Here is a 15,215-nt window from a genome sequence, read left to right on the forward strand (position 1 = left end):
TCCGCCTTCATCGCGCCAGCCGTTTCCGCAGGGCCTTACCGAGTCCGCGGAGTACCCCAGTGCCGAAACAGACCGCAAACAACGGGAACAGACCGGCCACCGAGCGTGCCTCCCCCGAACTGCCACCGCACCGTCGCACGGCGGCTCCGAGGCCGGCGGAGGTCGTGACGGCGAGCACGGCGAAGGTCCTGGGCCGTCGCCGCAGCAGACCAAGCCCGGCCAGTCCGGCAACGATGGCCCAGATCAACATGCGCCGTACCGGCCCCGGAGAGTCGAGGTAGCTGTCGACGAATGTGGTGCCACGGAAGAACGAATGCCGGACGAACTTCGACAGGGAGTCCCGTCCGTGGTAGGTCGCGGAGAACTCCGGGCAGAGGTGAATGCGCTCACGTTCGGCGATCCAGCGCAACATGCGGGTGTCGTCGCTGGCCAACCGGGCATCGGAGAAGAGCGACGAGAACGACTCACCTGCGTTGATCAACATGGCACGCGGTGCGCAGAAGAACCCCGTTCCCTTGGGGAATGCGTCAAACTCGGTGATATCAAAGGAAACAAGTCGGGGGTTGGTGAAGTACCGCCGCCAGCCGAACGCCACTAGGCCCGACCAGAAACCGGCGTAGAGGTTACCGTCGGTGTCCACGTTGACGTGGCCACCCCACACCACGCGTTCCGGATGCTCCGTGAGCTGGCCCCGGAGGAACTTCAGCGCTCCGGGATCGACGATGACCCGGCTGTCCACCAACAACACCTGCTCCCCGGTGGCCCTGGCGACACCGGCCTGGCGGGCCCGGAACCGGCCCTGGTTCTCCTGCCGCACCACGGTGATTCCGTGCTGCTCGGCGAGTTCGGCCAGGCGCTGCGGCGTGGCGTCGGTGCTGCCGTCGTCGACGACGATCACCTGGGCCGGCCACTCCGCGTTGGTGAGCGCGGACAGCACCGCCTGGACGGAGCGGGTGATCCAGCTCTCCTCGTTGTAGACCGGGATCACGACGGTGAGCCTGGGCAGGCCCGCTGAGCTGGGCCTTTCCTGCTCGCTGGGTGAGTTGCTCGGGCTCATCACGCCTGCCAGTATCCTGCTGCTACGTCTGTACCGAGACTAAGGGTCTTCGAGTGATCTCCTTCGTCGCCGGCACCACGGCCGAGCTCATCAAGATCGCGCCCGTCTACCACGCACTGATGAACCGGGGGACCAAGGCGCTGCTCTGGTTCACCGCCCAGCACGTGCACGACGTGCCGGAGGTGCTGGAGGACCTGCGGCTGCCGGAGCCGGACGAGTGGCTGGTGCCCCGGGAGGTCGCCACGCACGTGGAGCGGCCAGCCCAGGTGCCCCGCTGGGCCATGACGGTGGCCCGGACCGCCTACGCGCGGCGCGCGGAGCTCCGCAGGGCGCTCACCGATGACGGCCGGCCGGGCCTGGTGATCGTGCATGGCGACACCTTCACCACGCCGTACGGCGCATTCCTCGGCCGTCTTCTCGGTGCCCGGGTCGCCCATGTCGAGGCCGGCACCCGCAGCGGCAGTCTGTTGAGCCCGCTGCCGGAGGAGGCGAACCGCCGGGTGGCCGCGCACATGGTGGACATCCACTTCGCCCCGACCTCCCGCGAGGTGCGGAACCTGCGCAGGGCACGCGGGGTCGTGGTGGACACCGGCGCGAACACGGTGATCGACGCCCTGCGGTTCGCCAAGGGGAACGAGAAGGTCGCCTTCGACCTGCCCGAGCGGTTCGGTCTGGTGACCCTGCACCGGTTCGAGCTGCTGCGCCGGCCGGAGCGCTACCGCGAGGTGCTGGAGCTGCTGCGGGACGCCAGCGCCCACACGCCGTTGGTCTATCTGGTCGGCCCGCCGGAGCGCGAGCGCCTGGAACAGCTCGACCTGTATCACCTGTTCGACGACGAGCGGTTCCTGCTGCGCCCCAAGCTCCGTTACCTGGAGTTCCTGCCGGTGTTGGCACGCGCCGCGTTCGTGGTCACCGATTCGGGTGGTCTGCAGGAGGAGTGCGCGTACCTCGGCGTGCCCTGTGCGATCCACCGCGAACGGACGGAGCGGCACCAGGGCCTGGGCCAGAACATCGTGCTGACGGGGATGCGCACCGAGGGCCTGAAGAAGTTCCTCGACGACCCCGAGGCACTGCGCCATCCGTCCACTCTGGACCGTTACCACCCGAGCGAGACGATCGTGGAGACGTTGGCGCAGCTCGGGTTCTGCTGAGCAACCGACTTCCGGAACGACGACATGGGGCCGGCCCTGCAGGGCCGGCCCCATGTTTGGTTGGTGCAGTTGGTAACGGGCCGCCGAGGTTGGTACAGCCACAAACGTGAGACACGATGTCTGAGCCGGTTCGCGGTCGAGCTGTGTCCCGGATTACTTGCGCTACGCGGGGTTCACAGCCGGCAGACGGTCGGCTTCTGCATGGTTCGGCCAGCGGCTGTGGCTGGGTATGGCCCCGGTCACCTGCTGGCCGGCGTCGTCAACGGCACGGATCTCGTCCGTCAGGACCACTCCGGCTCGGGCTGTCACCGCGGCAGCCCGGGAGCCTTCCCAATGTCGGGGCGACGGTCAGCGCCGAGAGTTGGACAGCTGCGGCGTGGACACGGGCTCCGGCGCGTCAGTGACCTGGTAGATGGTGGCATCCGGGTTCGTGTAGACCTCGCGCAGTCCCGGGACGCTGTCCAGGGCGACCATTCCGGGCGCCCGTACGGACTGGTTGCCGCGCACGAACCCGCGTCCGACCATCACGTAACGCACGCCGAGTTCGTCGACCTTCCGGCGGATGTCCGGGTTGGTGTCCAGCTCGTTGAAGTGCTGGTTGAGCATTCCCGAGTCGCTGTCGGCCGGGCTCCCGTAGAAACTCCAGTCCACGGGCTTGACCCCGGCCAGGGCGTACATCCACACCGAACCATCGCTGTGGTCGTTCATCACGGGGGAGTCGCCCGCATGCTCCTTGAGCCACTGGAAGGCTTCGCGCTCCCCCTTGGTGACGGTGGCGCCGGAATTGTCACCGTCCGGCCCCGACGCGTCGTTGTTCTTCCAGGCAAGCCGTTCGGTATTGCGGTGCAGGTATGCGCCGTGGCCGAGGACGCCGAGCATCGCGATCATCACCGCGCCAGCGGTGAGTGTCGCGGTGACGGGCAACCAAGGCTGTCGGAAACGGGCGGTCAGCTTGTCACGGACGGCCCCGGAGAGGGTGTTCACGAGCTCGCCGATGGCCAAGGCACCCGCGAGCGGCAGCAGGGCACCGAACCGCCACGCGTCGTTGTAGAACGGGCCGGTGATGGTGAACACCCATTGCGACTCGAGCGAGGCGCAGCCCGCGTAGGCGATCGCGAAGATCAGGTAGGCGCCGACGACCCAGAGCAGCCGGCGATGCGCGATCAACAGGCCGATACCCACCAAAGCGGGGATGCCGAGCCACCACTGCGGGTTCGGGGCGTTGGGCGAGAACAGGATCGCCTGGCCGAAGCCCTCCACCGGGGTGGCGATCAGCGGCCAGCGGGCGGCGGTCACACCGGCCTTTGCCGACAGGGCGGGAATCATGACCAGCACCGCCAGCAGCCCGGTCACGACCACCGTGGCCGCCAGGGGGAGGCGGGCCACCCGCCACCGGACCGGCTCGAAGCGTAGAAGCAGCGCCAGCAGCAGCATGACGGCGTAGGCCGCCAGGACGAAGGCCACGCTCGGGTGCAGCCCCACCAGGCCGGCCCCGGCCAGCCCCAGGCCGACCGGGCCGGCGAGCCCGCGCGGCACGATCACGTGCCGCGCGAGGGCCAGGGTGGCGGGGATCAACGCGACACCCGCGACGTAAGGCCAGAGCGGCCCGCGCCAGAGCTGGTCGTACGGGAAGGTGCTGAACCAGGTGGAGACCGCGGCCGCGGCGGCGACGCCGAGCGCGGGCATCCGCCACGCCATCCCCACCGCGGCCACGCCGAGTGGCCAGGCGAGGACCATGGCCAGCGCTCCGAGGTTGAGGACCTCCGGCATGCTGCCGCCGTTCGGGTCGAACACCAGCGCCAGCAACGCGTGGTAGGTGTTCGGGTAGAAGTAGCTCCCGTTCGACGCCTCGTTGGCAATGGGCGCCAGGGCCGACGGCAGCGGGTCGCCGTGCTCGGCGATCCACCGGATCGCGTTGGCGTGGAACGGCGCGTCCCAGTCCTGGTTGATCGTGCCCAGGCCGCCGATGCCGCGGAGGAACGTGACCGCGCCCACGACGAGCCCGGCGAGGACGCCCACGGCGACCACGACGTGGTCGCGCGGGGAACGACTGTCCGTGCGGCCAGGCTCCACGCCGGCTGTGGTCTCGGCGGGCCCGCCGTCCGTGCTCTTGCGCGCGGCCGCGGTTCCCGCCCGGCGCGCCATCAGCCAGGACGTGAGGCCGAGTACGACGGCGACGCCGAGGACCCAGCCGCCGAAGGACCACCAGCTCCAGCTAAACCCGAGCCTGCCCAGCACCGCGGTGCCGGTCGCCACGGCGCCGAAGGTCAGGACGGGCGCGGCGGCGGCCAGGGTCCAGCCGCGCAGCCGGAGCGTGAGACCGAGCAGGAGACCAGGCACCCAGATCGCCAACAGGACCAGCATGACCATCGATTCGGATTCCCCACGACTCGGTCAGATCCGCCTACCACGCCGCCGGCGTGTCGTGGGCCTCAGCCCGGTCAGGCGGCGTTCACACAGTACCCCGCCGGGGGCAGACACCCTGCTCAGGGCATCCATGGAGAGGACGGCTGGGACGCGGCACGGTTGCCTTGACGCCGGTCACGGCGCTGGAGGTTCGATCGTCGATCACACGGGGTCTGCAGGGGGTGACCGATCCCTCCCCCGGATGGCGGGTGGAGACACATCCTCATGCCGGAAGCCGCAAGAACGTTGCTCACCCGGTGTTCCCGCCACCCGTGCCCCATGACGCGCGCACCGAGGGGGCCGAGGTCCGCACGGCGGACAGCCCCGCCCCGTTGGCGGTTCCGTCCAGGAGCGAGGTGTCCCCAGCGCGACGTGCCAGCGGGCGCACCCCGGGGGTACGGTGTGACCAGCACGGTGTTTCCGCTGGTCACACCGGCCAGAGCCGACGGAGGGACTCGAACCCTCAACCGCTCGCTTACAAGGCGAGTGCTCTGCCAGTTGAGCTACGCCGGCGCGGCGACGTCGTCCCGTCGCCGCGCACATCGTAAGCGCCGCCGCGCGCGGCCGGGGCCGGTCACACCACGGAACCGATTCGACTACCAACCGTGCCATTACAACTCTTTCGTGTGATGTGTCGGAGACCACGCCGAGCGACTTGCAACGGCGCGGCCAAGTGCGCCGATGCCACGCGGGGACAGCAACCGAGACAGCAATTCGAGTAGGCCGTGGGGAGGTGTCGTTCGTGCGGTTGGGACAACGCGCCCGGAACGTGTTCTGGTGGCGTGAGGGCTCTCATCGGGCGCGTGTCGCCCTGCCAACCGAGGTACGCACAACGGGCAACGGACGGGTGTACGGGCCGGAGCTGCCCGACGACGCCACCGTGCATCTCGTGCTCGATCTGGCCCTGCGCATCGGCGAGGTGCAGATGTCCAGCGGCGCGGGCGCGGCCGACGTCACGGCCACGATGCTGGCGGTCACCAACGCCTACGGCCTGCCGCGATGCGAGGTCGATGTGATCTTCACGTCGATCACCGTGTGCTGCCACCGGGGAACCGACGCGGCGCCGGTGGCCACGTTGCGGGTGGTCCGGTTCCGCAACCACGACTACACCCGCCTCGCCGCGGTCGAGGACCTCGTGCGGCGAATCACCAACGGCGACATCAGCGCCTCCGACGCCTACGCCGAACTGGACAGCATCACCACCGCCCCGCACCCCTACCCACGCTGGGTGTCCACGGCCGCCCTGGCCGGGATGGCGGCCGCGGTGTCGCTGCTGCTGGGCGGAGGGCTGGTGCTCTCGCTGTTGGCCGCCGGGGTCACCGCGCTAATCGACCGGGTGAACCGGGTGCTCCACCGGCGCGCACTGCCGTTGTTCTTCCAGTACGCCGTCGGCGGTGCGCTGGGCACCGGCGTCATGTCCGCGCTGTACGCCACCGGCCTGCTCCCGACCGGGATACGCCCGTCGCTGGCGATCGCCGCCAGCATCGTGGTGGTGCTGGCCGGCCTGTCCCTGGTCAGCGTGGTGCAGGACGCCATCACCGGGTTCAACGTCACCGCGGCGGGTCGCGCCACCGAACTGGCCATGATGTCGGTGGGGCTGGTTACCGGGGTGGCGTTGGCGCTGCGCACCGCGGTGTGGCTCGGGGTGCCGATCTCGGCCAACTCCGCCAGTGACCCGCTGCCCCCGATGCCCTCCGACCTGCCGCTGATGGCGGCGGCCGGCGCCACCACCTCGGCCTGCTTCGCGCTGGCGAGCTACGCGACGTTGCGTGCGCTACTCATTGCCGCCGCGGCCGGCGCCACCGGGCTGACCAGTCACGTCGTGCTCACGTTGTTCGGCTTCGAGACGCTGGTGGCGTCCGCGGCCGCGGCCATTTTGATCGGCTTCGTCGGCGGGGTGATCTCTCGCCGGCTGCGGGTGCCCCCGCTGGTGGTCGCGGTCTCGGGCATTACGCCGCTGCTGCCCGGTCTGCCCACCTACCGCGGGTTGTTCCAGCTCACCGTGCAGAACGACATCGGCGTCGGGCTGTCCACGCTGGTGCTCGCGGCCGGTGTCGCCATGGCGCTCGCCGCGGGTGTCGTGCTCGGCGAGTACCTGGCGCAGCCGGTCCGCACCGGGCTGGGTCGACTGGAGCGCCGGCTGGCCGGGCCCCGGATGGCGGGGCCGCTGCGTCCGGCCGACCGTCGGCTGGAGTGACGCCGGCGCTCCCACGTCCGGTGGCGGAGCGGGCACTGACAGGGCCGATCGGGTGTGATGGGAGCGACGCGGGCACGCAAGCGCCGGCCCGCCCCGATAACCTCGGTGCCAGGTTCCGCGGATCTTGTGACCGCGCCGTGCGCTGGGCCAACGCCCCGGCCGGGTCGCGATCCGGCGTCCGCGGGACGGGCGGCGTGGACGGGCGGTGACGCCGGCCGGGCGAGCCGCCGGCGGTGTGGCACACCCGCGTCGGCGACAGGAGGGGCGAGGCACGTGACCAACGGTGCAGGCGTGGGACGGGCGGACTTCGTCGTGGTGGCGAACCGCCTACCCGTCGACCTGGAGCGCCTGGAGGACGGCTCGCAGCGGTGGCGACGTAGCCCGGGTGGTCTGGTCAGTGCCCTCGAACCGTTCCTGCGCGCCCGGCAGGGTGCCTGGGTGGGCTGGCCCGGGGTGGCCGACATCGACGTGGACCCGTTCGCCGAGGAGGGACTGCGGCTGCACCCGGTGCGACTGAGCACCGAGGAGATGCGGGACTACTACGAGGGCTTCTCGAACGGGACGCTGTGGCCGCTGTACCACGACGTGGTCGCACCGCCGGTGTTCGAGCGACGGTGGTGGGACGCCTACGTGCGGGTGAACCGACGGTTCGCCGAGGCCGCCGCCGAGGTGGCCGGTCCCGGGGCCACCGTCTGGGTGCAGGACTACCAGCTGCAGCTGGTGCCGGCGATGCTGCGGGAGCGCCGCCCGGACCTGCGGATCGGGTTCTTCCTGCACATCCCGTTTCCCCCGGTCGAACTGTTCATGCAGCTGCCGTGGCGGACCGAGATCATTCGCGGCCTGCTCGGCGCCGACCTGGTCGGGTTCCACCGGCCGGGAGGGGCGCACAACTTCCTGTGGCTGAGCCGCCGGCTGGCGGGGCTGGAGCCCAGCCGGGCCGCGGTCGGGGTGCGCACCAAGCCCGGCGTGGTGCCCTTCGGCGACCGGGTCGTGCGGGTGGGCGCCTTCCCCATCTCGATCGACTCGGCGGGCCTGGACGCGCTGGCCCGCCGTCGGGACATCCAGCAGCGGGCCCGGGAGATCCGGACCGAGCTGGGCAACCCGAAGAAGATCCTGCTGGGTATCGACCGGCTGGACTACACCAAGGGCATCGACGTCCGGCTGCACGCGCTGCACGAGTTGCTCGACGAGGGGCGGGTCGAGGCCGGCGAGGTGGTCATGATCCAGCTGGCCACGCCCAGCCGGGAGCGGGTCGAGCACTACCGGCAGATGCGGGAGGACATCGAGCGCGAGGTCGGGCGGATCAACGGGGAGTTCTCCCGCGTCGGTCGCCCGGCGGTGCACTACCTGCACACGTCCGTGGACAAGGAGGAGCTGGTCGCCATGTACTCGGCGGCCGACGTCATGGTCGTGACCCCGGTCCGGGATGGTATGAACCTGGTCTGCAAGGAGTACGTGGCCTGCCGCTACGACCTGGGCGGCGCGCTCGTGCTCAGCGAGTTCGCCGGCGCGGCCGCCGAGCTGACCAGCGCCTTCCTGGTCAATCCGCACGACCTGGACGGCGTGAAGAACGCGCTGTACTCCGCCCTCACCGTGGACCCGGCCGAGGGCCGCCGTAGGATGCGCGCGCTGCGCCGCCAGGTTCTCACCCACGACGTCGATCGCTGGGCACGGTCGTTCCTCGAGGCACTGGGCGCGCAGCCGCACACTGAGTCTGAGCGAGACTAGGCACCACAACCCCTGCACAACAGCCCCGACGCCCGTGAGGAGAGAGGCGTTGACCGCCGAGGCCCTCCCTGCCGAGCTGCGCCGCGCGATCGTCCAGTTGGCGCGAACGCCACGGCTGCTCGTCGCCTGCGACTACGACGGGACGCTGGCGCCCATCGTGGAAGACCCCGAGCGGGCCCGCCCGCTGCCGGAGTCGGTGAACGCGCTGCGGTCGCTGGCCGGCCTGCCGTCGACGACGGCCGCGGTCATTTCCGGCCGTGCCCTGCGCGACCTGGCGACCCTGTCCCGGCTGCCGGCGGAGGTCCATCTCGTCGGGAGCCACGGCTCGGAGTTCGACGTGGGCTTCGTGCACGCGCTGGACCCGGCCGCCCGGGGCCTGCACCGGCGGCTGCGCGCGGAGCTGGAGCGCATCATCACCGGCGCCGAGGGCGTGCTGCTGGAGGAGAAGCCGGCGAGCCTGGCGGTGCACGTGCGGCGGGCCGCGCCCGAGGTGGGCGAGCAGGTGCTGGACGCGATCCGCTCCGGCCCGTGCCTGTGGGACGGCGTGCAGGTGACCGAGGGCAAGGCCGTCATCGAGCTGGCCGTGGTGCAGACCGACAAGGGCCAGGCCCTGGATGTGCTGCGGCACCAGGTGGGCGCGACCGCGGCGTTGTTCCTCGGTGACGACGTCACCGACGAGAAGGCGTTCGCCCGGCTACACGGCCCGGACATGGGAATCAAGGTCGGGCCCGGGGACACGCTGGCCGCCTTCCGCATCGACAGCACCACCGAGGTGGCGTGCGTGCTGGCGTTCCTGCTGGAGGAACGGCGCACCTGGCTGTACGGCGAGCAGGCGGTGCCGATCGAGCGGATGAGCCTGCTGGCCAACGAGCGCTCGGTCGCGCTGGTCACCCCGGACGCGAAGATCACCTGGATGTGCCACCCGGAGCCGGACTCGGCGGCGGTGTTCGCCGATCTGCTCGGTGGCGTGGGCGCCGGCTACTTCTGGGTGAAGCCGGATCGGAACGGGCTGCCGCTGGGGCAGCGCTACGTACCGGGCACCATGACCGTGGAGACCCGTTGGTCGCGGCTGTTGGTGACGGACTACCTGGACCATTACGCGGCGCCGCACCGCACCGATCTGATCCGGGTGATCTCCGGGAGCGCGCCGGCGGTGGTGGAGTTCGCGCCGCGGCCGGAGTTCGGCCAGGTGCCGGTGCGGTTGATCAGCGAGCCGGACGGGCTGCGCGTGGTGGGTACCTCCGAGCCGATGGTGCTGCACTCGCCGGGCGTGGAGTGGCAGGTCAGCTCGGACGGCATGCACGAGAGCGCGCGGGCGGTCGTTCATCCGGCGCAGGACAAGCCGATCGTGCTCGAGTTGCGGTGCGGCACCGATGAACTGTCGCCGGCGCGGGTGCCGGAGGAGGAGCGCCGGCGGCGCTCGGGCGCCTACTGGTCGGAGTGGCTGCGTCAGCTCAGGCTGCCGTCGATCGAGCGGGACCTGGTGGCGCGGTCGGCGTTGACGCTGCGCGGGCTGTGCCACGGCGACACCGGCGCGATCCTGGCGGCGGCGACCACGTCGCTGCCGGAGGAGATCGGTGGCGTCCGTAACTGGGACTACCGGTACTGCTGGCTGCGGGACGCAGCGTTGACGGCGCAAACGTTGGTGTCGCTGGGTTCGACGGCCGAGGCCGAGGCGTTTCTGGACTGGGTGCACCGGGTGCTGGCAACGCTGCCGGGGCCGGAGCGGCTGCACCCGCTGTACACGATCCACGGCAACAACCTGGGCCCGGAGGCGGTCATCGACACGCTGCCCGGGTATGCGGGCTCGCGGCCGGTGCGGGTGGGCAACCTGGCGAACCAGCAGGTGCAGCTGGACGTGTTCGGCCCGGTGGTCGAGCTGGTGGTCCGGGTGACCGACACGCGCGGCAAGCTCACCGACGACGACTGGGGCCTGGTGCTGGCCATGGCGGAGGCGGTGGCCAGGCGCTGGCACGAGCCGGACCATGGCATCTGGGAGGAGCGGCACGCGCCGCGACACCACGTCTACTCCAAGGTCATGTGCTGGGTGACCCTGGATCGGGCGGTGCGGCTGGCCGAGACCTACGGCCGGGAGATCGACCCGAGCTGGCCGGCGCTGCGCGATACCATCGCCGCGGACGTGCTCAAGAACGGCTGGAACGACGGGGTCCAGGCGTTCACCACGGCCTACGACGGCACCGACCTGGACGCGGCGTCGCTGCACGTCGGGCTGACGGGGCTGATCGACCCGACCGATGACCGGTTCCAGACCACAGTGACGGCGATCGAGTCGGAGTTGCGGAGTGGGTCCACCGTTTACCGGTACCGACGCGACGATGGCCTGCCGGGCGACGAGGGTGGGTTCCACCTGTGCGCGGCGTGGATGATCGAGGCGTACCTGCTCAGTGGCCGGCGCACCGAGGCCGAGGAGCTGTTCGAGCAGCTCGTCGACGCGGCCGGGCCGACCGGCCTGCTGCCCGAGGAGTACGACCCGATCGCCGAGCGGTCGTTGGGCAACCACCCGCAGGCGTACTCCCACCTGGGCCTCATCCGCTGTGCGCAGCTCTTGGAGGCCAGCTCCGTCTCCTGACCGGTGCACGGTCCCTGGTTTTCCTGGGCGGGCTCGGATCGCGATCTTCGTCGTCGCGGGTCGGGCCCGCCCGTTGTCCTGGTGCGAGCCAGCCAGCGCAGTACTCGATGTGGACCTCAGAGGCAGAACTCAACACACGTCACCGGGCCTGCGACCGCGTTTGTCCATGGGACGTCGGGTACGCGCTTCTGTCCCTATCCAAGATTCGCGCCCAGCACAACGATTTTTGGCTCAGGCAGGGCTTGTTGCCTCATGTGGCAGGCAACAGCTCGGCGCTTGTCCTGGGATGCGGGAGAAAGCGAGGATCGACTCCGCAAGGCTGACCCGACGCCGCCAGAACCCGAGCGGCCACGGCGGTCAGATCGCCGACGCGGTCCACTGTATGGGCGGCGGCTACCGTCCTCGACCGGTCACGCTCGACCAGAATCTGCGCAGCGTGTACCGCGCCTTCGACCGTGTTTCCGCTTGGTCCGGCCCCGACCCATCTGGCGAGCCCACGGGTACTGCTGAAGAGCCTCTTCACCGCCAACTGACGCCTCGGCGCAGGGTTTCACGCCGCTGTCTCCCACCGCCGCGACCAGCTCGGCTTCCACGCCGGGGAGTGTCCGTTGATTGACGGACCCGTTTTCGGCTCCGCGCTTTGGTGTGCCTTATCCGGGGTGGTTGTCGAGGTTGATTGCGTTCGTGGTGGGGGCAGTTGCGACGGTGAGCTCGCGGCCGGGGATGTCGGGGTCGCAGCCGAGGCGGGCGAGGCGGGAGCGAATTGCGTTGCGGGAGCGGTCGAATTCGGTTGCTAGGCGGCCGGTGAGCTCGTAGGCGGAGAGGAGTTCATCGCCGGACATCCAGGCCGTGCGGAGTCGTTCGTCCAACTCTGAGGTCCAGGGCTGAAAGGAGTTTCCCGGCCTGCCGCGTGCGGTTCGGGGGAGCTTGCCCACATTGATGCCGTGGAGTTGTGCTATTCCGGTGAGGGCCTGGGGCAGGAGTTGTGCGGCCGGAACCAGGGCTCCGACCGGTAGTGAAAGGTGTCCTTCTCCGGTCAGCTGGCCTTCGGTGTCGGCCGAGAAGATCTCGACATCGAGCCGGTTGTCGGCCGACTCGCCGCGGCCTCGCACTTGGACCGTGCAGAGGCCACCGTTGTAGTGGATGTGGTCGGTGAATTCGATTTGCTTGGTCATGGCTGCGAATCTACGGGCAAAGAGCGCAAAGATCGAGGAGAGTGACCGGTTCTGGTGGTGGGCGCACAAATCTTCGGTCGTGTGTGACGTCAGGTGACAGTAGATGTGTCCTTTGGGGACACCTGGCGCCTCGGTCGTGACGATGAGCGGCCCGCCCCACACGGGGGCGGACCGCTCATGTTCGAGCGTGGGTCAGGGGCCGTACCAGATCTGGGCCGCCGCCCGGGGTGCACCGGAGGTTCGGCCGGCGATCAGCTCGGTGTCGAGGGTGACCTTGCGTGGCCGGCCGTGCTCGGCGTTGTCCAGCAGGAGTCGGCCGGCGGCGCGGCCCTTCTCCAGGACCGGCTGGCGGACCGTGGTCAGGCCGGCGCGGTCCGCCTCCGGGATTCCGTCGAAGCCGGTGACGGTGAGGTCCTGGGGGACCCGAAGGCCGCGGCGGCCCGCCTCGGTCAGGGCGCCCAGCGCGAGGATGTCGGAGGTGCAGATCAACGCGGTGATCTCCGGATCCCGGTCCAGCACCTGGGCGGCGGCGGACTCGCCGGAGGCGGTGGTGTGGTCGAAGCGCTCGACGACCGGGACCGTCGCCCAGTCGACGCCGACGCCGGCGAAGGCGTCGGCCAGCGCCGCCAGCCGGGTGCGTTGCACGTGGAAGTGTGCGGAGCGTTGGCGTTCGAGGGTCACGAAGTCGTCGTTGCGGTCGCGTCCGAGGCGCATGCACACCACGCCGATCCGGTGGTGGCCCAGCTCGATGAGGTGCCGGGCGAGGCCGGTGATGGCGGACCGGTCGTCGATGCCCACCCGGTCCACGGTCTCCAGCTCGGGCTGGTCGCACACCACCGTGGGTACCGGACGCTCCAGCACGGCAGCGAGGTGCGGGTCATCGTCGGGCACGGAGTACACGACGAACCCGTCGACGCCGGCCCGGTGCACCGCGGCGACGTCCTCCCGTTCCGGGCTTGCCGGTACGAGGAGAAGCCCCTGCCCGGCATCCTCGCAGGCCAGTGCGAGCCCCTCCAGGAAGCCGACTGCCGCCGGGTCGCGGAAGGCGTAGGACAGGTTCTCGGTGAGCAGGAGGCCCACCGCACCCGCCTTGCGCGTCCGCAGCGACCGCGCCACCGGGTCCGGCCCGGGGTAGCCAAGCCGGCGTGCGGTTTCCAGCACCCGACGTCGCAGCTCCGGAGAGAGCTGGTCGGGGCGGTTGTACGCGTTGGACACCGTTGTCCTGGAGACGCCCAGCTCCGCGGCCAGCGATGCCAGGGTGGCGGGGCGCCTCGCGTTCGTAGACCGCGCCATGTAGGGACCGTAACGTTTCAGAACCAGTTGGTGAAGACCAGGTGATTTTCCTCCCGCTTCCCGGTCATTTCGGCTGGTCACCGGGGTGAGCAATTCGTCGCTATGGTACAGACCAATTTGCGCATACCGTTTGCGCGGAGGACGCGCGTACGCGCGCTCACGCGCGTGATAGGGAGCTGGGACAGGTAGCCGGATGGGTAGAACGCCCTGCAGAACGTGTTGGGATAGCGTCCGGATGGCGCAGCATCAGCTGCGGGCGGATGGAGCGGCGCGCGGTGGCGCGGCCGAGGGTCACGATCGACCGGTCGTCCCGAGCCTGGCCAGGACCTTCCCCGCACCCCCTCACACACGTGATGGTGCTGGTCCGGACGACTCGCGCACCACGAGCCGGGGGCGGAAGACCCGGCTGTAGCTGCCGCCCGGCCCCTCGTGCCCGTCCGGGTCCAGGCGCTGGAGCAGTTCGTCCAGCGCCGCCCGGGCCATCTCGTCGATGGGCTGGGCGAGTGTGGTCAACGCGGGTGCGCAGTAGGAAGCCATCGGGATGCCGTCGAACCCGACCACGGACAGCTCCCCCGGCACCTTGGTCCCCCGTCGGTGCGCTTCGCGCAGCACGCCGAGCGCCATGTGGTCCGACGAGCAGATGACGGCGGTCGGACGTGTCCCGGGGCCCTCGAGCAGCCGGGCTGCGGCTTCGGCGCCGCCCTCCGCGCCGAACGGGGCGTGCGCGACCAGGGTCGGGTCGGGCACGATGCCGGCCTCCTCCAGCCCGGCGGCCCAGCCGGCGCGCTTGAGCCGGGAGGGTAGGGACCGGCCGGGCCCGGAGACGAACCCGATCCGGGTGTGGCCGAGCTCGACGAGGTGGCGGGTCGCCAGGTAGCCGGCGAGTTGCTCGTCCACGGCCACGTCGGGCACGTCGAGTGCGGGCGCTCCCCCGTTGAGGAACACCATCCGCACGCCCTCGGCGAGCAGCTTGCGGTAGTAGCCGGGGTCCTCGCCGCCGGTGTTCGCGATCTCCGGGGACACGAAGACCATGCCTTCGACGCCGCGGGCGAGCAGCATGCGCACGTACTCCTCCTCGCGCATGCTCGCCGAGCGCGTGTTGCACAGCAGCGACGCGTATCCCAGGCGGGAGGCCCTGGTCTCCAGCGCCTCGGCGAAGGCGGGAAACACGGGGTTGGACAGCTCGGGTACGAGCAGCCCGATCACCCCGGTGCGTCGCAGGGCGCCCAATCCCCTCGGGGTGTACGGCATCTCGGCGAGCACGGCGAGCACCCTTTGCCGGGTTTCCTCGTTGACGCCCGCCCTTCTGTTGAGCACACGGCTCACCGTCGAGACGCTCACCCCGGCGGCCCTCGCGATCTCGGCCAGTCCGGCCACGCGGCTCCTCCTCCCCGACGCGGGACGGTTCGTCCCACCTTCGTCCCTCGGAAGCCTGCCAGGCGCCCGCAAGGATTTGCAACGATATGGCGGCTCGTGTCGGAATGGCTCCCACGGCACCGTGCGTTACGTGCCGGTTATCGCTTTGGGTCTTGACCAACTCACACTCCTGGGTATGAAATCCCCGCCAAGCGGGTTGCAAAAGATTGCAGACCGCGGGGTGTGTGCTCAGCGGCGAGCG

9 protein-coding genes and 1 tRNA gene are annotated in these 15,215 nt (G+C 70.3%); 4 read left to right on the top strand and 6 right to left on the bottom strand.

Annotation, left to right across the window (positions count from 1 at the left end):
- Positions 1–7 precede the first annotated feature (7 nt).
- Positions 8–1,057: a glycosyltransferase family 2 protein gene (locus IEY55_RS06895; RefSeq protein ID WP_189055348.1), complete on the bottom strand. Its 1,050-nt coding sequence runs from the start codon at positions 1,055–1,057 to the stop codon at positions 8–10.
- 53 nt (positions 1,058–1,110) lie between these two features.
- On the opposite strand from IEY55_RS06895, the gene IEY55_RS06900 reads away from it, so the two are divergent.
- Entirely contained in the window at positions 1,111–2,208 is a 1,098-nt protein-coding gene (locus IEY55_RS06900; RefSeq protein WP_229686133.1) for a UDP-N-acetylglucosamine 2-epimerase, read from the top strand.
- Between the two features lie 348 nt (positions 2,209–2,556).
- Here the strand turns inward: IEY55_RS06900 and IEY55_RS06905 are convergent, their stop codons facing one another.
- Entirely contained in the window at positions 2,557–4,578 is a 2,022-nt protein-coding gene (locus IEY55_RS06905; RefSeq protein WP_189055116.1) for a DUF6541 family protein, read from the bottom strand.
- Positions 4,579–5,054: 476 nt separating this feature from the next.
- Positions 5,055–5,127 (bottom strand) — tRNA-Thr (locus IEY55_RS06910).
- 229 nt (positions 5,128–5,356) lie between these two features.
- Between IEY55_RS06910 and IEY55_RS06915 the strand changes: the two genes are divergently transcribed.
- The 3 genes from IEY55_RS06915 (at position 5,357) to otsB (ending at position 11,129) form a co-directional block, all read left to right on the top strand.
- Positions 5,357–6,811: a threonine/serine exporter family protein gene (locus IEY55_RS06915; protein WP_373289972.1), complete on the top strand. Its 1,455-nt coding sequence runs from the start codon at positions 5,357–5,359 to the stop codon at positions 6,809–6,811.
- 273 nt (positions 6,812–7,084) lie between these two features.
- A complete protein-coding gene (locus IEY55_RS06920) occupies positions 7,085–8,539 on the top strand; it encodes an alpha,alpha-trehalose-phosphate synthase (UDP-forming) (protein WP_189055117.1) in 1,455 nt (484 codons plus the stop codon).
- Positions 8,540–8,588: 49 nt separating this feature from the next.
- On the top strand, positions 8,589–11,129 hold the full coding sequence (gene otsB / locus IEY55_RS06925; RefSeq protein WP_189055119.1) for a trehalose-phosphatase: 2,541 nt from the start codon (positions 8,589–8,591) through the stop codon (positions 11,127–11,129).
- A gap of 650 nt (positions 11,130–11,779) precedes the next feature.
- On the opposite strand, the gene IEY55_RS06930 is transcribed toward otsB, so the two are convergent.
- The 3 genes from IEY55_RS06930 to IEY55_RS06940 form a co-directional block, all read right to left on the bottom strand.
- Positions 11,780–12,304, bottom strand: coding sequence for a hypothetical protein (locus tag IEY55_RS06930; RefSeq protein WP_189055121.1), 525 nt, complete (start codon positions 12,302–12,304; stop codon positions 11,780–11,782).
- Positions 12,305–12,496: 192 nt separating this feature from the next.
- Positions 12,497–13,597, bottom strand: coding sequence for a LacI family DNA-binding transcriptional regulator (locus IEY55_RS06935; protein ID WP_189055123.1), 1,101 nt, complete (start codon positions 13,595–13,597; stop codon positions 12,497–12,499).
- A gap of 342 nt (positions 13,598–13,939) precedes the next feature.
- Complete coding sequence (locus IEY55_RS06940) at positions 13,940–14,974, bottom strand: LacI family DNA-binding transcriptional regulator (protein ID WP_189055125.1); 1,035 nt, start codon at positions 14,972–14,974, stop codon at positions 13,940–13,942.
- Between the last annotated feature and the right edge of the window lie 241 nt (positions 14,975–15,215).

Source organism: Longimycelium tulufanense, assembly GCF_014645795.1.
Classification (GTDB): Bacteria; Actinomycetota; Actinomycetes; order Mycobacteriales; family Pseudonocardiaceae; genus Longimycelium; species Longimycelium tulufanense.

Coding starts and splice junctions, on each gene's coding strand:
- IEY55_RS06895 (WP_189055348.1), bottom strand. CDS start 1,057: ATGAGCCCGAGCAACTCACCCAGCGAGCAGGAAAGGCCCAGCTCAGCG.
- IEY55_RS06935 (WP_189055123.1), bottom strand. CDS start 13,597: ATGGCGCGGTCTACGAACGCGAGGCGCCCCGCCACCCTGGCATCGCTG.
- IEY55_RS06930 (WP_189055121.1), bottom strand. CDS start 12,304: ATGACCAAGCAAATCGAATTCACCGACCACATCCACTACAACGGTGGC.
- IEY55_RS06905 (WP_189055116.1), bottom strand. CDS start 4,578: ATGGTCATGCTGGTCCTGTTGGCGATCTGGGTGCCTGGTCTCCTGCTC.